This window comes from Streptomyces yangpuensis, assembly GCF_024666385.1.
Classification (GTDB): domain Bacteria; phylum Actinomycetota; class Actinomycetes; order Streptomycetales; family Streptomycetaceae; genus Streptomyces; species Streptomyces yangpuensis.
Genome location: NZ_CP102514.1, coordinates 4,317,642 through 4,337,863 on the forward strand (window position 1 = coordinate 4,317,642; position 20,222 = coordinate 4,337,863).

The window sequence follows — 20,222 nt, forward strand, 5'->3', positions numbered from 1 at the left end:
CGCGAGGGGGGTACGGGGTACGGGTTCCCGGAACCCGGTCGTCCGTCCACCATCCCGGCCCGCCCCGCGCGCCGCACGCGGCGCGCCTCCGAACGGGGGTCGGGCCCGTCCGGAGGCGCGAGGTGTTCCGAGGGCCGCTACGCGGCGCCCGTGATGCGGCCGACGACCTCGCCGAGGCCGACGCGCGTGCCGTCCGGGCCCGGGGCCCAGGCGGTGAGGGTGACGGTGTCCCCGTCCTCCAGGAAGGTGCGCTTGCCGTCGGCGAGCTCGATGGCGTCGCGGCCGTTCCAGGTGAGCTCCAGCAGCGAGCCGCGCTGGCCCACCTCGGGGCCGCTGACGGTGCCCGAGCCGAAGACGTCGCCGGTGCGCAGGGAGGCTCCGTTGACGGTCATGTGCGCGAGCTGCTGGGCGGCCGTCCAGTACATCGTCGAGAACGGCGGCTGCGCCACCTCCTGGCCGTTGATGGAGACGGTGATGTGCAGGTCGAAGCCGCCGGGGCGGTCGACGGCCGCGTCGTCCAGGTAGGGCAGGAGCGGGAAGTCCCGGGCGGGCGGGGTGACGCGGGCGGCGTCCAGAGCCTCCAGGGGGGTGACCCAGGCCGAGACGGAGGTCGCGAAGGACTTGCCGAGGAAGGGGCCGAGCGGGACGTACTCCCACGCCTGGATGTCCCGCGCCGACCAGTCGTTGAGCAGGAACAGCCCGAAGACGTGGTCCTCGAACGCGCCCAGCGGCACCGGGCGGCCCAGCTCGGACGGGGCGCCGACGACGAAGCCGACCTCGGCCTCGATGTCGAGTTTGACGGACGGGCCGAAGACGGGCGCCGGGTCGGTGGGCGCCTTGCGCTGCCCGGAGGGGCGTACGACATCGGTCCCGGAGACCACGATCGTGCCGGAACGGCCGTGGTAACCGATCGGCAGATGCTTCCAGTTGGGCGTCAGCGCGTCACCGTCCGGGCGGAACATCCGGCCCACGTTGGTGGCGTGGTGCTCGCTCGCGTAGAAGTCGACGTAGTCGGCGACCTCGTACGGCAGGTGCAGTGTGACCTCGTCCAGCGGCAGCAGGTGCGGCTCGACCGTGGGGCGGTGGCCCGGGTCGGTCACCCAGGCGGTCAGCGCACGGCGCACGTCGCGCCAGGTGGTGCGCCCGGCGGCAAGCAGCGGGTTGAGGGAGGACCGGCCGAGCAGCCCGGCGTACGGGGAGCCGAGGGCGAGCGCGGCCGCCCCGGCGTCCAGCACGTGCCCGCCGATGCGCACGCCGATCCGGCGGCGTTCCTCGCCGGCGGTCGAGAAGACGCCGTAGGGGAGGTTGTGCGGCCCGAACGGGTCGCCCTCGGGGACATCGAGGGGGCTCTGCTGGGGCATGGGGTACTGCCTCGCTTTCGACGCGGTCCGGGGGTGTCCCGGGAAACACAGTGCGGGACACGCTACCCAGGATCCTGCGTGAAAGCTCGGGCCCTCAGTCGGATATGAAACACACATGGGAGGACCAGAACAGGCAGATATGGCCAATTATGGGTCTATCTGATCTTTGGGCATGTGTTGTTGCTTTCAGGCCGTACGGTCGGGGCCGTGCAGCTTCGATACAACTACCGGATGTATCCGGATGCCGCTCAGCGCAGGGCTCTGGCGCGAGCATTCGGTTGTGTGCGGGTCGTCTGGAACGACGGTCTGCGAGCTCGCCGGGACGCTCGTGAGGCGGGATTGCCGTACGTGTCCTCGGCCGAGTTGTCGAAGGTGTGCATCACGCAGGCGAAGCGCACCCCGGAGCGCGAATGGCTGTCGGAAGTGTCTGCTGTGGCGTTACAGCAATCCCTCCGTGACCTCGACGGTGCGTTCAAGGCCTTCTTCGACTCGGTGTCGGGCAAGCGTGCGGGCCCCCGGGTCGGGCCGCCGCGATTCAAGTCGAGGAAGGATCCCAAGCAGTCGATTCGCCTGAACACGAATGCATTCGTGATCCGGGAGAACGGCCGTCTGTACGTGGCGAAGGTAGGCGATCTCCATGTGAAGTGGTCGCGTCGGCTCCCTGCGGACCCGACGTCGTTGACCGTGGTCAGGGATGCCTCCGGCCGGTACTTTGCGAGCTTTGTCGTGGCCGTGACGCCCACACCCCTGCCCGAGTCCGGCGCGGAGGTGGGGATCGATCTCGGACTCACGGTGTTCGCCGTTCTGTCGGACGGCACCAAGATCGCGTCGCCCAGATGGTTCCGTCGGGCGGAGAAGAAGCTCAGGCGGCTGCAAAGGGATCTGTCCCGGAAGGTGAAGGGTTCGAAGAACCGGGCCAAGGCCCGGATCAAGCTGGCCAGGCAGCATGCGCGCGTGGCCGACCAGCGCAGGGACTGGCATCACAAGGTGTCCACGCAGATCATCCGCGAAAACCAAGCGGTGTTCGTGGAAGACCTGGCGGTGTCCGGCCTTGCGCGCGGTCGCCTGGCCAAGTCCGTCCACGACGCCGGATGGGCCCAGTTCGTGGACATGCTGCAGTACAAGGCCGCGCGGTACGGTCGGCACTTCGGGATGATCAACCGGTTCGAACCGACGTCCCAGGTTTGCTCCATATGCGGACACAGAGACGGACCGAAGCCGCTCCATATCCGGCGATGGACGTGCGGGGAGTGCGGAGCCGTTCACGACCGCGACGAGAACGCGGCGATCAACATCCTGGCCGCCGGACGGGCGGACAGGTCAAACGCCTTGCGGAGCGCGGGTAAGGCCGGGACGGAAGTCCCGGCACCGCGCGTTGAAGCAGGAAGCCACCGAGGCGGCGGCCTGCCGTGCTCGGAATGTCGGGTCGTCGACTCGGCAGCGCGTCAAGTGGCTGAAGGGGCGTGTGGGAGGCCGGATTCGCGCTCTATTTGTAGGACTTGTCCACTGGGGTCCGTATCCTTGGCGCCGTGACTTCCGCGCCGCTTCCGGCCCTCCCCTATGCCTTGATCGCCACAGACCTGGACGGGACTCTGCTGAGTTCCGGGGACAGCGTCTCAGCCCGTTCCACTGCGGCGCTCGCGGCGGCCCGCGCGGCCGGCGCCCGGCACATCATCGTCACCGGCCGCCCCGTCCCACAGGTCCGGCACGTCCTGGCCGGACTGGGTTACACGGGGCTCGCGGTGTGCGCGCAGGGCGCGCAGGTGTACGACGCGGCGCACGGCCGGCTGCTGCACTCCGTCTCCATGGACCGGGAGCTGGCGGAGGTCGCCCTCGGCAAGATCGAGGCGGAGGTCGGCGAGGTCTACGCGGCGGTCAACCAGGAGGGCCCGGACGCGGAGATGCTGATGGGGCCGGGCTACCGGATGTGGCACCCGCACCTGCCGACGGTGCGGGTGGCCCGGCGGTCGGGCCTGTGGTCGGCGCCGATCAGCAAGGTGCTGCTGCAGCACCCGGAGCTGGACGACGACGAGCTGACGCGGGTGGCGCGGTCGGTGGTCGGCGACCTGGTGAACGTCACGATGGCGGGCGAGTACACCGTGGAGCTGCAGCCGCTGGGGGTCGACAAGGCCTACGGCCTCGCCCGGGCCGCGGCCGTACTGGGCGCGTCCCCGGCCGCGACGATCGCCTTCGGCGACATGCCGAACGACATCCCGATGTTCGCGTGGGCCGCCCACGGGGTGGCCATGGCCAACTCCCACCCTGAGCTGGTCGCGGTGGCCGACGAGGTGACGCTGTCCAACGCGGCGGACGGCGTCGCGGTGGTCCTGGAGCGGCTGTTCGGCTGACCGCAGACCGCTGGGGCGCCTCCCCGAAGCCGTCCGGTTCCCCGGCCCGTCCGCCGCCCCGGAGGGCGTTTCCTCGGAGCCGTCCGGTTCCCGGGGCCTGTCCGCCGGTCCGGGGCGCGGGGTGCTTCCCCGGAGCCGTCCGGCTCCCCGGGCGTGTGCGCCGGTCCGGGGCGCGGGGTGCTTCCCCGGAGCCGTCCGGCTCCCCGGGCCTGTCCGCCGGTCCGGGGCGGTGCGGTGCGATCAGCCCGCCCCGCGCGGGAGGCGGCGCTCCCACGTGCGGTGGAAGACCACCTCGTCGCCCTCCCGGCACACCACCTCGTTCGACGTCATGAAGCCGCCCTCGTCGCAGGTGATCTCCGAGCGCGTCTCCACCCCCACGTCCCACCCCAGTTCCGGCCGGTGGAGCCGGATCCGCCACTGCGAGCGGGTCCGGGCCGACAAGGGGTCCCCGTCCTGGATCTCGTACACCTCCGTCGCGTCCTCGCCGTACTCCAGGCCGTCCGGGTACACGCGGGTGCCGCCGTAGCGAGGGTCCACCTCCAGCCGCCAGGTCCCCCGCGCGACGTCCCGGACGACGAGCCGCTCCGGGCGCGGCTCGTCCAGGGTGGCCGGGTGGGAGACGCCGAGCGGCTCCGACTGCTCCGGCTCCTCGAAGAAGATCCCGTCGTCCCCGGCCGGGGAGGCCGCCCGCACCGGCAGGGTCACCGAGCTGCCCGCCGGGTCCAGCGTCCAGCCGGCCTCCGATCCGGCCCGCGGCCAGATCCACGGCCAGTACGCGGAGGACACCGCGAGGCGGATCCGGTGCCCCGGCGGGAAGGCGTGGCCGATGCCGTTCAGCTCGAAGGTGACGTCCTCGTAGGAACCCACCGGCCACGGGACGGCCCGGTCGCGCCCCTGGCGGGCGGAGAGGTTCAGCGCGCCCCGCGTGACCAGCGTCGAGGACCCGTCCGGGGCGACGTCGCACAGCCGGGCCACGACCTGCCCGTACGGCACGTCCAGCCGCAGCCGCAGGGTCACCGACGGCCGGCCCAGGATCTCCACCGGTTCCCCGCCGGCCACCGGAAACTCGAAGCAGGCCGACTTCGCGTCCTCCTCCCGCTGGTCGGGCGGCAGGTCGGCCTCGTTGCCGAAGGGGAAGAAACGGCCCGCGTCCAGCCCGGTGTGCTGCGGGGAGGCGACGGCCACCGGAGCGCCCCGGAACACGTACGGGACGGGGATCACGGACGGCGACGGCCAGGCCCTCTCGCCGACCCAGCGGCCCGGCAGCTCCTCGTACACGGTCGCCGGCGGATGCGCCTCGCTGATCCAGGCGCGGAGCAGCGGCTCGTCCATCACCCCGTTGTCGGCGCCCTTCAGCCAGTGGTCCCACCAGCGCAGGGTCTCCTGGAGGAAGCCGATCGCGGGTCCCGGCGGCAGCCCGCGGTCCGGGTACTGGTGCGACCAGGGGCCGATCAGGCCGCGTACGCGGGCCTTCGGCAGGTGCTCGACCAGCCGCAGCACGGTGTCCCGGTACGGGTCGTGCCAGCCGCCGACGGCGAGCACGGCCGCGCCGATCGCCCCGTAGTCCTCGCAGACGCTGCCGTGGCGCCAGTAGGCGTCGCGGGTCTGGTGCGAGAGCCAGGTGTGGATCGGCGGTTCCACCGCCTCCAGCCGGTCCAGCCACTGGGCGCGCCAGCCGTCGCCGGCGTACCGCGGGTCCGGCGGCCGGGAGGCGAAGGCCAGCATGGTCGCCGCCCAGGCGTGCATGTCCACGGCGAGCACCGAGCCGCCCATGTAGTGGACGTCGTTGTCGTAGCGGTCGTCCGTGGAGCAGACGGTGACGACGGCCTTCAGCGGTTCGGGGGCGAGGGCGGCGATCTGGAGGGAGTTGCATCCGCCCCAGGAGATCCCGAACATCCCCACCGATCCCGTGCACCACTCCTGCGCCGCCAGCCACTCCACCACCGCGACGCCGTCGGCGAGCTCGCGGGCGTCGTACTCGTCGCCGGGCCGGCCGCCGCTGCACCCGTGCCCGCGCACGTCCACCCGTACGGAGGCGTAGCCGTGCCCGGCGTACCAGGGGTGGCGCTGCCAGTCACGCGGCGCGGTCCAGTCGGTGAGCCGGTACGGGAGGTACTCCAGCAGGGCCGGGACGGGCTCGTCGGTCACGGGCCGCCAGATCCGCGCGTACAGCTCCACTCCGTCGGGGAGCGGGATCCGGACATCCTCATGGGTGGATCCGTACGGGAACTCGGTGCGGATGATCATCGGTTCTGCCACCAATCGCCTCGGGGGCTGCGGAACACCAGCGCGAAGCAGACGACCGGGGCGAGGGGGAGCAGGCCGGCGAAACGGTCCGTCGTCAACCGGCCGACGACCGCCGGAAGAGTGGCGGGCGCCGCGGCCGCGACGGAGTCCGCGGTGCCCGCGGACATGCCCGGGCCGCCGTCCGCCGGATCCGGGGGCTCGTTCCTCTCGGTCGCAGTTCTGGGCAAAACATACTCTCCGGTTGTTTCTGCTCCTCCCGAACATACCGGGGCTTATCGGGCAGTGTGGGGAGGGTGGCCGGGAAGGCCCTCTCGGTGATCGAAAACAGACCCGATACGCTGGCTTGAGTGATGGCAGCGACACATCGACAATCCATGTGATCGTCAGCGTGATCGTCAGCAGACAGGAGTACCCCTCGTGACCGTCGTCGGGCCGTTCGGACTGAGCGTGCGGGACCAGGCTCTTGAGACCGATGTCCAGGCCGGACTGGCCGCCGTCGAGGCGGGTCTGCTGGAAGCCACCAAGAGCGAAGTCCCCTTCATCACCGAGGCCGCACAGCATCTGGTCCGGGCCGGCGGCAAGCGGTTCCGGCCGCTGCTGGTCATGCTCGCGTCCCGGTTCGGCGACCCCTACGCGCCCGGGATCGTCCCGTCCGCCGTGGTGGTCGAGCTCACCCACCTGGCGACCCTCTACCACGACGACGTCATGGACGAGGCGGACGTGCGCCGGGGCGTGGAGAGCGCCAACGCCCGCTGGGGCAACTCGGTGGCCGTCCTCACGGGTGACTTCCTCTTCGCCCGTGCCTCGCACATCCTGGCCGACCTCGGACCCGAGGCCGTACGCATCCAGGCGGAGGCCTTCGAGCGGCTCGTGACGGGCCAGATCCTGGAGACGGCCGGTCCGCGCGACGGCCGCGACCCCGTCGCCCACTACCTCGACGTGATCGCCGGCAAGACCGGCTCGCTGATCGCGGTCTCCGGCCGCTTCGGCGCGCTGATGTCGGGCGCCGACGAGTCCGTCGTCGACATCCTGACCCAGTACGGGGAGCGGCTCGGCACCGCCTTCCAGCTCGCCGACGACGTCCTCGACATCGCCTCCGACGCGCACGAGTCCGGCAAGACCCCGGGCACCGACCTGCGCGAGGGCATCCCGACGCTGCCCGTGCTGCGGCTGCGCGAGATGGCCGCGCGGGACGGGCGTCCGGAGGACCTGGAGCTGGTCGCGCTGCTGGACGGCGACCTGACGGACGACGTCCGCCACGCCGAGGTGCTCACCCGGCTGCGGGCGCACCCCGCCCTGGAGCAGGCCCGCCGCGACACCATCCGGTACGCGGAGGACGCGCGGGCCATGCTCGCGCCGCTCCCGGAGTGCTTCGCGAAGGCGGCTCTGGAGGAGCTGTGCGACGCGGTGGTGCACCGCGCCGGCTGACGTTCCCCTCGGGCCGCCGCGCCCGACGGCACCGGACGGGCCCCCCACCCGCCGACCCCTACGGGTCGGGGTGGGGGGCCCGCTTCCGTGTCATCCCACGGTCGTACGTCCAGTTGCTTCCGGGGACTGACGCCCGTGCGCCGCCGATTTGGTCAGATGGAGTCATCAACCCCACCGGATCGGGTGAGCGCGGCGACACGCGGATCGCCGCAGTCGACACAGAGGGCAGGGCACTGACATGGCAGCGAACACGAAGACTTCTCGCAAGGTCGCACGGTACGCCGTACCGGTGGCGGTGGCGGGTGTTGCCGCGGCGACCGTGGCGATGGTCCCGGCCTTCGCCAACGCCGGCGGGCCGGACCTGCCCAAGGTGACGGCGCAGCAGCTGATCGAGAAGATCGCCGCCTCGGACGTGGAGCAGCTGTCGGGCACGGCGAAGATCAGCACCGACCTGGGCCTGCCGAAGATCGCGTCCGGTCTGCTCGGCGGCGGTGGGGTCACGGGCGGCTCCGCCGACCCGGAGGACAAGGTCGCACAGCTCGCGAACGGCACGCACACCCTCCGGGTCGCGGCCGACGGCGAGGACCGCCAGAAGGTCACCTTCCTGGACGGCAAGGACGAGTACAGCCTGATCCACAACGGCGACGAGGTGTGGGGCTACGACTCCAAGTCGAACGAGGTCTTCCACGAGAAGGCGACCCCGTCGGAGAAGGCGGCCGGCAAGGGCGCGGGCAAGGAGCACAAGACCGGCGACCGGCTGAACGCCTCCCCCCAGAAGCTGGCCGAGGAGGTCCTCGCGGCCGCCGGTCCCACCACGGACGTCAGCGTCGGCGAGACCGCGCAGGTGGCCGGGCGCGACGCCTACCAGCTGGTGCTCAAGCCCAAGCAGGCCGGTTCCACCGTCGGATCGGTGCAGATCGCGGTGGACGCCAAGAACGGCGTGCCGCTGCGCGTGCAGCTGCTCTCGGCCCAGGGCGGCAAGCCGATCGTGGACGCCGGCTTCACCAAGGTGGACTTCGCCAAGCCGGCCGCCGACACCTTCGCCTTCACCCCGCCCAAGGGCGCCAAGGTGACCGAGGGCGCGGACGGGCACGGGAAGGGCGACAAGGACGGCGCGTTCAAGGCGCTGGAGTCCTTCCCGGGCCTGGACGCACTGGCCGGCGGTCCGGGCGGCAAGGGCGATGTGAAGGTGCTCGGCGAGGGCTGGACCACGATCGCGCGGATCGACTCGGGCGCGGGCAAGGGCCTCAAGGAACTGGAGAACGACAAGAACGCGCCGAAGGAGGCCAAGCAGTTCCTCGACTCCCTCGGGGACAAGGTCAAGGGCGGTTTCGGCGAGGGCCGGGTCATGTCGACCCGCCTGTTCAACGTCCTGGTCACCGATGACGGCAAGGTCTACGCCGGTGCCGTCACCAAGGACGCGCTGGTGAAGGCGGCCGACGCCAACAAGTAGTCACGGCGCTCGCGGGTGCCGCACGGGTGGGCGGGGAGTGTGTCCCTGCCCACCCTTGCGGCGTTACCGCTGCCTGTACAGCGCGTCCGCTGTACGGTGTTGGGCATGTCGAGACACGTCACCATCCGCCTGGACGAAGAGTTCCACGAGCGCCTCAAGGCGCGCGCGGCGGCACTGGGGACCACGGTCACCGCGCTGATCACAGAGGTCACGGAGCGCGAACTCGACGAGGACCGGAAGAACTTCCTCTCCGGCATCGAGGAGTTCGCCGATCACTGGGGCTACTTCCAGGAGCGGTTCGGCAATTGAAGATCACCATGGAGTGGGCCTGGACCGCTCTGGCCCACCATCTCCCTTCGGATCCCGCGGTGTGGGATCCCTCCGGGGTGGCCGCCGCGGTCGCCCGTCACCAGAACGACCTGGTTCTGGTGCCAGAACAGCCCGCCCCGGACACCGCGTGGCGGGCCGCCGCGTTTCTGCACACCCTCGCGGTCTGCCCGGCCCTGGAATCACCGATGAACGAGTTCTACGCGGCCGCCGCGACCCGCTCGTACCTGCGCGTGGCCGGGGCCGCGAAGCTGCCCTCGCCGGAGGAGCTCGGCGATCTGGTCGAGGCGGCGAAGCTGGGCCTCGCGGACGTCGCGGCCGTGGCCGAGGAACTGCGGGCCCGGATGAGGGAGCCGCTGGAGACCTCGTCCCAGGGCCGCGCCGAGGACGGCTGAGCCTGCGCGAGCCGGAGGGCCGAGGACGGCTGAGCCTGCGCGGGCCGGAGGGCCGGCGCACGGCTGAGCCCCGGCACCATCCCGGAGGAAGCGTGCCGGGGCCCTGGGCTGGGAGCGGGACCGCCGTCGCCTAGAAGGTGATCTTCCAGCTGTTGATGTAGCCGACGTCCTGCGCGGCCGTGTCCCTGACCCGGAGGTTCCAGACACCGTTCGCGACCTCGCTGGAGGCGTTCACGGTGTACGACCCCACGATGTTGTCGGCACTGCCGCCGGAGCGGTTGTGCAGGTTGTAGACCGTGCCGTCCGGGGCGACCAGGTCGACCACCAGGTCACCGCGGTAGGTGTGGACGATGTTCACGTCCACCTTGGTGGTGGCCGGCGCGTTGCCCGCGACGCCCGAGACCGTGATCGGCGAGCTGACCGCGGCGGCGGGGGAGTCCGGGATGTTCACGTCCGCCGTGTTCTCGAAGGACGGACCGGGCGGGACCGGGGTGGACGCGCCCAGGGTCCAGATCGCGTAGGCGGCGGCGTCCGTGTTGCGGTCCAGGGCGGTGTCGCTGATGTTCGCGGTGTTGTCGCAGGAGGAGTGGTAGCAGCGGTCGAAGGACTGGCCGGCGGTACCGCCCCACTTCTGCGCCTGCGCCGAGGTCTTGGTGTTGCTGGCGCCGGTGAACAGGCCGCCGACCGGTATGCCCACGTTCTTGAAGGAGGCGTGGTCGGAGCGGCCGTCGCCCTCGGTCTCGATCTCGGTCGGGACGCCGATGCCCGAGAAGTAGTTCTTGAAGGTCTGCTCGATCGTCGGGTCGTCGTCGTAGACGAAGTAGCCCGGGTTCGGCGAGCCGATCATGTCGAAGTTCAGGTATCCGGCGAACTTGGCCCGCTCGGCCGTGGGCAGGTTGTTGACGTAGTACTTCGATCCGATCAGGCCCAGCTCCTCCGCGCCCCACCAGCCGAAGCGCAGGTGCTTGGTGGGCTGCAGCCCGGCCCGGGAGACGGCGAGGGCGGTCTCCAGGACGGCCGCGCTGCCGGAGCCGTTGTCGTTGATGCCCGCACCCGAGCTGACGGAGTCCAGGTGTGCGCCGGCCATCAGGACCGAGTTCGGGTCGCCGCCCGGCCAGTCGGCGATCAGGTTGTAGCCGGTGGCGCCGCTGGTGGTGAAGGTCTGCAGCGTCGTGGTGAAGCCCGCCGCGTCGAGCTTGGCCTTCACGTAGTCGATCGACGCCTTGTAGCCGGCCCGGCCGTGGGCGCGGTTGCCGCCGTTGTTGGCGGCGATCGTCGAGAACTGCGACAGGTGGGCCTTGACGTTGGCCAGCGGGATGTCGGGCGGGGTCGGTGCCGCGGCGACCGCCGTGGGGGCGGCGAGTGCGGCGGGGGCGGCGGAGGCGAACAGGCCGGCGACCGCGAACGCGGTCACGGCAGCGAGGCGCCGGGAGACGGACAGGCTCATGTGGGGGCTCCGGGATTCCGCTGGGGATATGACGGAACGAGCGAGAGAGAGCTGGTGAGCGTTAGTGCGTCAGTGCGAGCCTGATGGTCAGTGAGGATATGACTGTCCGTCAAGACCATAATCCGGTCAAGGGCGTTCGGAAAACGGACGATCCCCGGTACGGAGGGTCCGTACCGGGGATCGTGGGGTTCGGGGCGTTTGCTGGTGCGCGCCCCGCGGGGCGGTCGTTACGCGGGTTCGCGGGCCGGTGCCGGGGAGGCGGCCACCGGGGCCGCCTCCAGCCGCGCGCGGGAGCGCCGAGCCGTCCGCAGGGCGTCCCAGGTCAGGATCGCCAGGGCGGCCCAGACCAGGGAGAAGCCGGCCCAGCGCTCGGGCGGCATGGCCTCGTGGAAGTACAGGACGCCGAGTCCGAACTGGAACACCGGGGCCATGTACTGGAGCAGCCCGAGGGTGGACAGCGGGACCCGGATGGCGGCCGCCCCGAAGAACACCAGCGGTATGGCCGTGACCAGGCCGGTCGCGGCCAGCAGCAGGGCGTGACCGACGCCCTGCGAGGCGAAGGAGGACCGGCCCTGCGCGCCCAGCCACAGCAGGTAGCCGAGGGCCGGCAGGAACAGCATGGCCGTCTCGGCGGCCAGCGACTCCAGCCCGCCCATGTTGAGCTTCTTCTTGATCAGCCCGTACGTGGCGAAGGAGCAGGCCAGGACCAGCGAGATCCACGGCGGCCGTCCGTAGCCGACGGCGAGCACGAGGACGGCGAGGAAGCTGAGGCCGACGGCCACCCACTGCGCGCGCCGCAGCCGCTCGCCCAGCACGAGCACGCCCATCGCGATGCTGACCAGCGGGTTGATGAAGTATCCGAGGCTCGACTCGACGACGTGGCCGTTGTTGACCGACCAGATGTACAGGCCCCAGTTCACGCTGATCACCGACGCGGCCAGTGCGGTCAGGCCCAGCTTGCGCGGGCGGCGCAGCAGCTCCCGTATCCAGCCCCAGCGGCGGACGGCGAGCAGGGCCAGCCCGACCACGGCCAGGGACCACGTCATGCGGTGGGCCAGGATCTCGACGGCTCCGGCCGGCATCAGGAGTGGCCAGAAGAGGGGGACCAGCCCCCAGATCCCGTAGGCGCCGAATCCGTAGAGCAAACCCGCGCGCTGCTCGTTCTGTGCCTTCACGGGGCCTCCTGTGCGACTTCCAGCCAACTTCACGACGGTATCGCCGCGCGGTCCGGATGTCATGCCCGTCATTACGAGATACTCATGACATCTTCGGGGTCCGTGTGGCCGTCAGGCCGTCCGGCCCTCCGGCCCTCCGGCCGTCCGGCCGCCCGGGGCCGGAGGCGGCGCCGTCAGGCCAGCGCGGCGCCGATCGCCACCGCGACCGGGGTCGTCGGCCGCCCGATCAGCCGGGCCAGGTCCCCGCCGGTGCCCGCCAGCCGGCCGCGCGCGATCGCCGCGTCCACGTCGACGATGATCGCCGCGAAGTCCTCGGGCACCCCGGCGCCCGTCAGGATCCGCAGGTGTTCCCCGGCCGGCACCTCGGTGTACGCGATCTCCTTGCCGCTCTGCGCGGACACCTCGGCCGCGTACTCCGCGAGGCTCCACGCGGTGTCGCCGGAGAGCTCGTAGACCCGGTTCAGGTGGCCCTCGCCGGTCAGCACCTCCGCCGCCGCGGCCGCGTAGTCGGCGCGCGCCGCGGAGGCGATCCGGCCCTCGCCCGCGCTGCCCACGACCGCCCCGTGCCCGAGGACGGCCGGCAGCTCGCGGGTGTAGTTCTCGTGGTACCAGCCGTTGCGCAGGAAGGTGTACGGGAGCCCGGAGGCGAGGACGGCCCGCTCGGTGGCGGTGTGCTCGGCGGCCAGCTGAAAGTCCGCCTCCGGGCCGCCGAGGACGCCGGTGTAGGCGAGCTGCGCCACGCCCGCCGCCTTCGCCGCGTCGATCACGGCGGTGTGCTGTGCGACGCGCCGCCCGATCTCGTTGCCGGAGATCAGCAGCACCCGGTCGCCGGGCCGGAAGGCGTCCTTCAGGGCCGCCGGGTCGTCGTAGTCGGCGACGCGCACCTCGATCCCGCGGGCGGCGAGGTCGGCGGCCTTCCGCGCGTCGCGGACGACGACGGCGACGCGGCCGGCGGGGACCCGCTCCAGCAGTTCCTCCACGACGAGACGGCCGAGTGCTCCGGTGGCCGCGGTGACGACGATGCTCATGGCTGCTTCTCCCTCATTGGTCGATAGCGCCAGCCTACGGTAAGCGCTAACTTTTCGAAAGCGCTGTGGTGGAGTGGGTGTGCCGGGCGGCGGCGGCCGTGGGGTGCTGAGTGGCTGCATGCCGAAGCCCGGGCCCCACGTGCGGGGCCCGGGCTTCCGGCGGCCGTGGCGCAGGTGCGGCTCAGCCGACGACGGTCCAGGTGTCGTTGCCGTTCAGCAGCGCGCCGAGGTCGCCCTTGCCGCTGCGGTCGATGGCCGCGTCGAGCTGGTCGGCCATGAGCGTGTCGTAGACCGGCCGTTCGACGCTGCGGAAGACGCCGATCGGGGTCCGGTGGAGGGTGTCCGGGTCGGCGAGGCGCGAGAGCGCGAACGCCGTGGTGGGGCTGGCGGCCCGGGCGTCGTGAACGAGAACCCGGCCCTCGTTGGCGGGGGTCACGTCGACGACCTCCAGGTCCCCGGTGACCTCGTTGCGCACGACGCCCTTCTCGTCGTCCGCGCCGAACCGGATCGGCCGGCCGTGCTCCAGCCTGATCACCGCCTCGCGGGCCTGGTCCTTGTCCTTGAGGACCTCGAAGGCGCCGTCGTTGAAGATGTTGCAGTTCTGGTAGATCTCGACGAGCGCCGTGCCCGGGTGGTCGGCCGCCCGGCGGAGCACCTCGGTGAGGTGCTTGCGGTCGGAGTCGACGGTGCGGGCGACGAAGGAGGCCTCCGCGCCGATCGCCAGCGACACCGGGTTGAAGGGCGCGTCGAGCGACCCCATCGGCGTCGACTTGGTGATCTTGCCGAGCTCGGAGGTGGGGGAGTACTGGCCCTTGGTCAGCCCGTAGATCCGGTTGTTGAAGAGCAGGATCTTCAGGTTGACGTTGCGGCGCAGGGCGTGGATGAGGTGGTTGCCGCCGATGGACAGGGCGTCCCCGTCACCCGTGACGACCCACACCGACAGGTCACGGCGGGAGGTGGCCAGGCCCGTCGCGATGGCGGGGGCCCGCCCGTGGATCGAGTGCATCCCGTAGGTGTTCATGTAGTACGGGAAACGGGAGGAGCATCCGATGCCGGAGACGAAGACGATGTTCTCCTTCGCCAGTCCGAGCTCCGGCATGAAGCCCTGCACGGCGGCGAGCACGGCGTAGTCGCCGCAGCCCGGGCACCAGCGGACCTCCTGGTCCGACTTGAAGTCCTTCATCGACTGCTTGCTCTCGGCCTTGGGTACCAGCGAGAGCAGGGTCCGCGCCCCGTCGGTCGCCTCCGTCACCTCAGTCATCGATGGCCTCCTTGAGAACCTTGGCGAGCTGCTCGGCCTTGAACGGCATTCCGTTGACCTGGTTGTACGACCGGGCGTCCACCAGGTATTTCGCCCGGATCAGGGTGGCGAGCTGCCCGAGGTTCATCTCCGGCACCACTACCTTCTCGTAACGCCGCAGGACCTCCCCGAGATTCCTCGGGAACGGGTTGAGATGGCGCAGATGCGCCTGCGCGACGGGGCTTCCGGCGGCCCGGAGGCGGCGGACCGCCGCGGTGATCGGGCCGTAGGTGGAGCCCCAGCCGAGGACCAGGGTGGAGGCGCCGTCCGGGTCGTCGGCGGCGACGTCGGGCACCTCGATGCCGTCGATCTTGGCCTGCCGGGTGCGGACCATGAGGTCGTGGTTGGCCGGGTCGTAGGAGATGTTGCCCGTGCCGTCCTGCTTCTCGATGCCGCCGATGCGGTGCTCCAGGCCGGGGGTGCCGGGGACCGCCCAGGGCCGGGCCAGGGTCTCCGGATCCCGCTTGTACGGCCAGAAGACCTCGGTGCCGTCGGCGAGCGTGTGGTTCGCGTCCGTGGCGAACTTGACCTTCAGGTCGGGCAGGTCCGCGACGTCAGGGATCCGCCACGGCTCCGAGCCGTTGGCGAGATAGCCGTCGGAGAGCAGGAAAACCGGCGTCCGGTAGGTCAGGGCGATGCGGGCGGCGTCGAGGGCGGCGTCGAAGCAGTCCGCCGGGGTCCGCGGCGCCACGATCGGGACGGGCGCCTCGCCGTTGCGGCCGTACATGGCCTGCAGCAGGTCCGCCTGCTCCGTCTTGGTCGGCAGGCCGGTGGAGGGGCCGCCGCGCTGGATGTCCACGATCAGCAGCGGGAGTTCCAGCGACACCGCCAGCCCGATGGTCTCGGACTTCAGCGCCACCCCCGGGCCGGAGGTGGTGGTGACCCCGAGCGCCCCGCCGAAGGCCGCGCCGAGTGCCGCCCCGATACCGGCGATCTCGTCCTCGGCCTGGAAGGTCCGCACGCCGAAGTTCTTGTGCTTCGACAGCTCGTGGAGGATGTCCGAGGCCGGGGTGATGGGGTAGGAGCCCAGGTAGAGGGGCAGATCGGCCTGCTGGCTGGCGGCGATCAGACCGTAGGAGAGGGCGAGGTTCCCGGAGATGTTGCGGTAGGTGCCGGTGGGGAAGGCCTGGGTCGCGGGCGCCACCTCGTAGGAGACCGCGAAGTCCTCCGTCGTCTCCCCGAAGTTCCAACCGGCCCGGAAGGCCACGATGTTCGCCTCGGCGATCTCCGGCTTCTTCGCGAACTTCTGCCGCAGGAAACTCTCCGTGGCCTCGGTGGGCCGGTGGTACATCCACGACAGCAGGCCCAGCGCGAACATGTTCTTGCTGCGCTCGGCCTCCTTGCGGGAGAGGCCGAAGTCCTTCAGCGCTTCCACCGTCAGAGTGGTCAGCGGCACCGGGTGCAGGTTGTAGGCGGCCAGCGAGCCGTCCTCCAGCGGCGAGGTCTCGTACCCGACCTTGGCCATGGGGCGCTTGGTGAACTCGTCCGTGTTGACGATGATCTCCGCGCCGCGCGGCACGTCGGCGATGTTCGCCTTCAGCGCCGCGGGATTCATGGCCACCAGCACGTTCGGGGCGTCGCCCGGCGTGAGGATGTCGTGGTCGGCGAAGTGGAGCTGGAAGGAGGACACGCCCGGCAGGGTGCCGGCGGGGGCGCGGATCTCGGCCGGGAAGTTCGGCAGCGTCGACAGGTCGTTCCCGAACGACGCGGTCTCCGAGGTGAACCGGTCACCGGTGAGCTGCATACCGTCACCGGAGTCACCCGCGAACCGGATGATCACCCGATCGAGACGTCGTACTTCCTTGCCGTCCGGAGTCCCCGGAGCGCGCTGTCCACCGACAACCGCACCCCCGGCCCCGTCGGCCTGTTCGGCTGGGCTGCTGACCTGGCTGGTCACTGAACTGGACCTCCTTCGAGGCGTGAGCACCCCCATAACCCACCCTACGACGGTAGGGATCAGGCCCCCAGGAGCGACCACATTCTGGACCGTAGGACCGCCCTTCGAGACGGCCCGACCGGTATGCCGTATCTGACAGAGTGTCAGTCGATCAAGATTTCAGGTAGGTGAGAACGGCCAGTACGCGCCGGTGATCCCCGTCACTCGGCGACAGGCCCAATTTCATGAAGATGTTGCTGACGTGCTTCTCCACCGCTCCGTCGCTCACGACCAGCTGCTTCGCCACGGCGGAATTGGTGCGACCTTCGGCCATCAGCCCGAGCACCTCGCGCTCGCGCGGCGTCAGGCCGGCCAGCACGTCCTGCTTCCGGCTGCGCCCGAGCAGCTGGGCGACGACCTCGGGGTCCAGGGCGGTGCCGCCCCGGGCCACCCGGACCACCGCGTCCAGGAACTCCCGGACCTCGGCCACCCGGTCCTTGAGCAGATACCCCACGCCGGTACTGGAACCGGCCAGGAGCTCGGTGGCGTACTGCTCCTCCACGTACTGCGACAGCACGAGCACGCCTATCCCGGGGTGATCGCGCCGCAGCCGCACGGCGGCCCGCACGCCCTCGTCGGTGTGCGTCGGCGGCATCCGCACGTCCGCCACCACCACGTCCGGCAGCGCGTCCTCGGCAGCCAGCTCCGCCACCGTCTTGATCAGGGCTTCCGCGTCCCCGACGCCCGCCACGACGTCATGCCCCCGGTCGGTCAGCAACCGGGTCAGGCCCTCGCGCAGCAGCACTGAATCCTCGGCGATGACCACCCGCACCCTGTCTTCCACGACTCAGCAGCTCCCGCGTCCACTCGTTCCCGTACCGCCCGACTCAGCCAAGCATCCCAGCCCCGGGTCCCGCTGAAGGCAGAGCCGGAACAACCCGTGGGCGTACGCGGCCAGTCTTCGCATCCGGAGCCCTCCATCCCGCTCCGGGGCCCCGTGCGGTCCGGACACCCGTAGCCGCCACGGCCGCCTACCAGCCGGGTGGCTGCCGCCGCACCCGCTCCGTGCGCGGCCCGGCCGAAGCCGCTGTGCCCGCGACGTGCGCAGTCCGGCCGGAGCCGCTGTGCCCGCTCCGTGCGCAGGAGCCGCTGTGCCCGCTCCTTTCACCGCCCGGCCGGAGCCGCAGTGCCGCTCCCCGGAAGCCCGCACCCGGACAGACGGCCCGGCCGTCGAGGCCCGGGGGCCCACTCCTGCGGGAGCCCGCCGAGACGCCCGGCCCGGGGCCTCCCGGCGTCGGTCGGGGGCGCCGGACCCGGGGCGGCGCCGGGGAGCAGCGGCCGCTGCTTTCAGCCGGCCCGGAGGCGGAGCCCGTCTCCTGCGCGGCCCGCCGCGGCGCTCGGCCCGGCCCGGGACACCTTCCGTGGGCTGGGAGGGAGGTCGAGGCGTCGAGGCGCAGGGCACGGGGGGCCGCCTTCAGCCGGACCGGGGGTTCTGGGCGGTGCATCGCGGCCTGGGTCCTGCGGCGGCCCGCCGGGACGCTCTGCCCGGTCCGGGGCGCCTTCCGCGGGCCGGGAGCCGGGGCCGTTGCGTTCAGTCGGGCCGGGTGGTCCGGGTGGCACGTCAGGGCCCGGACCCTGTGGGGCCCGCCGGGGCGCTCTGCCCGGTCCGGGGCGCCTTCCGCGGGCCGGGAGCCGGGGTCGTTGCTTTCAGTCGGGCCGGGTGGTCCGGGTGGCACATCGGGGCCCGGACCGTGCGGGGCGCTCTGCCCGGCCGGGGGACCTTCCGCGGGCCGGGAGGGAGGACGGGGCGTCGAGGCGCAGGGCCCGGGGCGCCGCCTTCAGCCGGGCCGGCGGCCGGGGCGAGTCCCGCCACGCGGCGCCGCCGAGCCGGGTGTGCGGGAGGGGCCCCCGCCCACCTGGACGGGAGCCCCACCGCTGGGCACCGGCGTCACGCCGGACCGGTGGGCCTACGCCCGCCACGGCAGCTCGGCGGTCACCGTCGTCCCGCCCCCCTCGGGGGAGTCGACGACCAGCACCCCGTCCACCGCGTCCAGCCGCTCGGTGAGCCCCGCCAGCCCGCCCCCGCCGCCCCGGCCCGCATCCGCACCGCCCCGCCCGTCGTCGGCGACCTGGATCAGCAGCCGCCCCCCGGACTTCCACACGTCCACCGACGCCGACCGGGCCGCCGAGTGCTTGCTGATGTTCTGCAGCAGTTCCGAGACCGTGAAGTACGCGATCCCCTCGATGGCCGCGGCCGGCCGGGCCGGGAGGTCCACGGCCACCCGGACCGGCACGGCGCACCGCGACGCCACCGAGGACAGCGCCGCATCCAGCCCGCGGTCCGTCAGCACCGCCGGGTGGATCCCCCTGGCCAGGTCCCGCAACTCCTGCAGCGCGATCTTCACCTCGCCGTGCGCCTCGTCCACCATGCGGGCCGCGGCCCGCGGGTCCTCGCCGAGCTTCTCCTTCGCCATCCCCAGGTCCATCGCGAGCGCCACGAGCCGGGCCTGCGCGCCGTCGTGCAGATCCCGTTCGATGCGCCGCAGGTCGGCGGCGGCGGTGTCCACGACGACCCCGCGGTCGGACTCCAGCTCGGTGACCCGGTGGTCCAGCCGGGACGCTCCGAGCAGGCCGCCGACCATGACCCGGTCGACGGTGGTCAGGGCCCGGATCACCCACGGGGTGGCGAGCGTGAAGGCCAGCCCGACGAGGCAGGTGAGGGCGATCTCCGCGGGGGAGTCGAGGTAGAGGCTGTAGTCGTCGTTCTGGAAGAGCTGCAGACCAGGCTGGTCGGTGTAGGCCGGGAAGACCCAGAACCACACCGGGTACAGCAGGTATGCCCAACCCGCCGCCCAGAACGTCAGTGCCAGGCAGAAACCGAACACCGCCCACGGGAAGTGGATCACGGAGTACAGCACGTGCCGCCAGGCGCTCCCGCTGCGGAGCACCGCGCCCAGTGCGGCGAGGGGCCCGCTCCGCTTCGCCCGGACCGGCGCGGGCTCGGCGATGTCCGCCCCGAGCAGCGCGCGTACCCGGGCCCGCTCCAGCCGCCCGAACCCGCGGCACATGGCCAGGGTGCCCGCCAGGACCGGTACGCCGAGGAAGGTCACCAGCAGCCCCGCGCCGAGGCTCAAACCGGTGATGACGAGCGAGAAGTACACCGTGCTCAGCGGCAGCCCGATGAGCAGGTACGCGAACTCCCGCCAGGTCCGCCCCGCCACCGGGGCCCACAGCACCGCGCCGACACCGCCCCGCCGCCCGCCCTTGCCGTCGTCCATCTCCGACCCGCCCTTCCGCTCCTCGACCACACCCCAACCCTCCGCCGCACCACCACCCCCGGACCATCCAGCAGGTGGGCCTCTCCCCCCGGGGGTTATCCCCACCCCCGAATCCGGCCGCGCCGACGTCCGCAGGCCGGGCCGTCGGGGTACCCGGCTCAGCAGGACCGGATCCTCCAGAGCCGCGTCCGTTTGAGGCGCGGAACCCCGGGCGGCCCCGCGCCGGGCAGACGAACGGGCCCGCCCCACCGGCCTCCGCAGCCCCGGCCCGTCGGGGCCGCCCCGGTACCGGCTGCGCCACGGCGGGATCCTCCAGAGCCGCGCGCGCCGGCATATCCAGCCCCGCCGGCGTTTGAGGCGCGGAACCCCGGGCGGCCCCGCGCCGGGCAGACGAACGGGCCCGCCCCACCGGCCTCCGCAGCCCCGGGCCGTCAGGGCCGCCCGGTACCCGGCTCAGCGAGGGCCGGATCCGCGCGCGTCGGCACATCCAGCCCCGCCGGCGTTCGAGGCGCGGGGCCCCGGGCGGCGCCGCGCCGGGCAGACGAACGCGATCCCCACC

General features: G+C 72.0%; 16 protein-coding genes. 6 read left to right on the forward strand and 10 right to left on the reverse strand.

What is annotated here, in order from left to right; translation table 11 throughout:
• Positions 1-137 precede the first annotated feature (137 nt).
• A complete protein-coding gene (fahA, locus tag NRK68_RS19795; protein ID WP_183066986.1) occupies positions 138-1,361 on the reverse strand; it encodes a fumarylacetoacetase in 1,224 nt (407 codons plus the stop codon).
• A 207-nt stretch (positions 1,362-1,568) separates the two neighbouring features.
• On the opposite strand from fahA, the gene NRK68_RS19800 reads away from it, so the two are divergent.
• Entirely contained in the window at positions 1,569-2,894 is a 1,326-nt protein-coding gene (locus NRK68_RS19800; protein WP_257856345.1) for an RNA-guided endonuclease InsQ/TnpB family protein, read from the forward strand.
• Positions 2,891-3,709 carry an HAD family hydrolase gene (locus tag NRK68_RS19805; RefSeq protein WP_183066985.1) on the forward strand — a complete coding sequence of 273 codons (819 nt, stop codon included), beginning with the start codon at positions 2,891-2,893 and terminating at the stop codon, positions 3,707-3,709. The genes NRK68_RS19800 and NRK68_RS19805 overlap by 4 nt, the downstream gene beginning before the upstream one ends.
• Positions 3,710-3,949: 240 nt before the next feature.
• On the opposite strand, the gene NRK68_RS19810 is transcribed toward NRK68_RS19805, so the two are convergent.
• A complete protein-coding gene (locus NRK68_RS19810) occupies positions 3,950-5,956 on the reverse strand; it encodes a CocE/NonD family hydrolase (protein WP_183066984.1) in 2,007 nt (668 codons plus the stop codon).
• Entirely contained in the window at positions 5,953-6,123 is a 171-nt protein-coding gene (locus tag NRK68_RS19815; protein ID WP_257856346.1) for a hypothetical protein, read from the reverse strand. The genes NRK68_RS19810 and NRK68_RS19815 overlap by 4 nt, the downstream gene beginning before the upstream one ends.
• 250 nt (positions 6,124-6,373) lie before the next feature.
• On the opposite strand from NRK68_RS19815, the gene NRK68_RS19820 reads away from it, so the two are divergent.
• The 4 genes from NRK68_RS19820 (at position 6,374) to NRK68_RS19835 (ending at position 9,559) form a co-directional block, all read left to right on the forward strand.
• A complete protein-coding gene (locus tag NRK68_RS19820) occupies positions 6,374-7,384 on the forward strand; it encodes a polyprenyl synthetase family protein (RefSeq protein WP_183066982.1) in 1,011 nt (336 codons plus the stop codon).
• Positions 7,385-7,622: 238 nt separating this feature from the next.
• Positions 7,623-8,837, forward strand: coding sequence for a LolA family protein (locus NRK68_RS19825; protein WP_183066981.1), 1,215 nt, complete (start codon positions 7,623-7,625; stop codon positions 8,835-8,837).
• Positions 8,838-8,942: 105 nt separating this feature from the next.
• Positions 8,943-9,146 (forward strand): ribbon-helix-helix domain-containing protein, encoded by a 204-nt coding sequence (locus NRK68_RS19830; protein WP_225884906.1) that lies wholly within the window; start codon positions 8,943-8,945, stop codon positions 9,144-9,146.
• The gene (locus tag NRK68_RS19835) at positions 9,143-9,559 is read left to right on the forward strand and encodes a translin family protein (RefSeq protein ID WP_235439222.1); all 417 of its coding nucleotides are present in this window, start codon (positions 9,143-9,145) and stop codon (positions 9,557-9,559) included. The genes NRK68_RS19830 and NRK68_RS19835 overlap by 4 nt, the downstream gene beginning before the upstream one ends.
• 130 nt (positions 9,560-9,689) lie before the next feature.
• Here NRK68_RS19835 and NRK68_RS19840 read toward each other — a convergent pair whose 3' ends face one another.
• The 7 genes from NRK68_RS19840 to NRK68_RS19870 form a co-directional block, all read right to left on the reverse strand.
• Entirely contained in the window at positions 9,690-11,006 is a 1,317-nt protein-coding gene (locus NRK68_RS19840; RefSeq protein ID WP_183066980.1) for a M28 family metallopeptidase, read from the reverse strand.
• A 227-nt stretch (positions 11,007-11,233) separates the two neighbouring features.
• Positions 11,234-12,181 (reverse strand): EamA family transporter RarD, encoded by a 948-nt coding sequence (gene rarD / locus NRK68_RS19845; RefSeq protein WP_183066979.1) that lies wholly within the window; start codon positions 12,179-12,181, stop codon positions 11,234-11,236.
• 173 nt (positions 12,182-12,354) lie between these two features.
• Entirely contained in the window at positions 12,355-13,209 is an 855-nt protein-coding gene (locus NRK68_RS19850) for an SDR family oxidoreductase (protein ID WP_257856347.1), read from the reverse strand.
• 181 nt (positions 13,210-13,390) lie between these two features.
• Positions 13,391-14,470 carry a 2-oxoacid:ferredoxin oxidoreductase subunit beta gene (locus NRK68_RS19855; protein ID WP_183066977.1) on the reverse strand — a complete coding sequence of 360 codons (1,080 nt, stop codon included), beginning with the start codon at positions 14,468-14,470 and terminating at the stop codon, positions 13,391-13,393.
• On the reverse strand, positions 14,463-16,406 hold the full coding sequence (locus NRK68_RS19860; protein WP_183066976.1) for a 2-oxoacid:acceptor oxidoreductase subunit alpha: 1,944 nt from the start codon (positions 16,404-16,406) through the stop codon (positions 14,463-14,465). The genes NRK68_RS19855 and NRK68_RS19860 overlap by 8 nt, the downstream gene beginning before the upstream one ends.
• A 151-nt stretch (positions 16,407-16,557) precedes the next feature.
• Entirely contained in the window at positions 16,558-17,217 is a 660-nt protein-coding gene (locus NRK68_RS19865; protein ID WP_030026962.1) for a response regulator transcription factor, read from the reverse strand.
• A gap of 1,135 nt (positions 17,218-18,352) precedes the next feature.
• A complete protein-coding gene (locus NRK68_RS19870) occupies positions 18,353-19,663 on the reverse strand; it encodes a sensor histidine kinase (RefSeq protein ID WP_257857886.1) in 1,311 nt (436 codons plus the stop codon).
• Positions 19,664-20,222: the final 559 nt, after the last annotated feature.

What these genes read in the sequence shown, in the direction of transcription:
- fahA (WP_183066986.1), bottom strand. Translation starts at nt 1,361, where the DNA reads ATGCCCCAGCAGAGCCCCCTCGATGTCCCCGAGGGCGACCCGTTCGGG.
- NRK68_RS19810 (WP_183066984.1), bottom strand. Translation starts at nt 5,956, where the DNA reads ATGATCATCCGCACCGAGTTCCCGTACGGATCCACCCATGAGGATGTC.
- NRK68_RS19815 (WP_257856346.1), bottom strand. Translation starts at nt 6,123, where the DNA reads ATGTCCGCGGGCACCGCGGACTCCGTCGCGGCCGCGGCGCCCGCCACT.
- NRK68_RS19825 (WP_183066981.1), top strand. Translation starts at nt 7,623, where the DNA reads ATGGCAGCGAACACGAAGACTTCTCGCAAGGTCGCACGGTACGCCGTA.
- NRK68_RS19830 (WP_225884906.1), top strand. Translation starts at nt 8,943, where the DNA reads ATGTCGAGACACGTCACCATCCGCCTGGACGAAGAGTTCCACGAGCGC.
- NRK68_RS19840 (WP_183066980.1), bottom strand. Translation starts at nt 11,006, where the DNA reads ATGAGCCTGTCCGTCTCCCGGCGCCTCGCTGCCGTGACCGCGTTCGCG.
- NRK68_RS19850 (WP_257856347.1), bottom strand. Translation starts at nt 13,209, where the DNA reads ATGAGCATCGTCGTCACCGCGGCCACCGGAGCACTCGGCCGTCTCGTC.
- NRK68_RS19855 (WP_183066977.1), bottom strand. Translation starts at nt 14,470, where the DNA reads ATGACTGAGGTGACGGAGGCGACCGACGGGGCGCGGACCCTGCTCTCG.
- NRK68_RS19870 (WP_257857886.1), bottom strand. Translation starts at nt 19,663, where the DNA reads ATGGACGACGGCAAGGGCGGGCGGCGGGGCGGTGTCGGCGCGGTGCTG.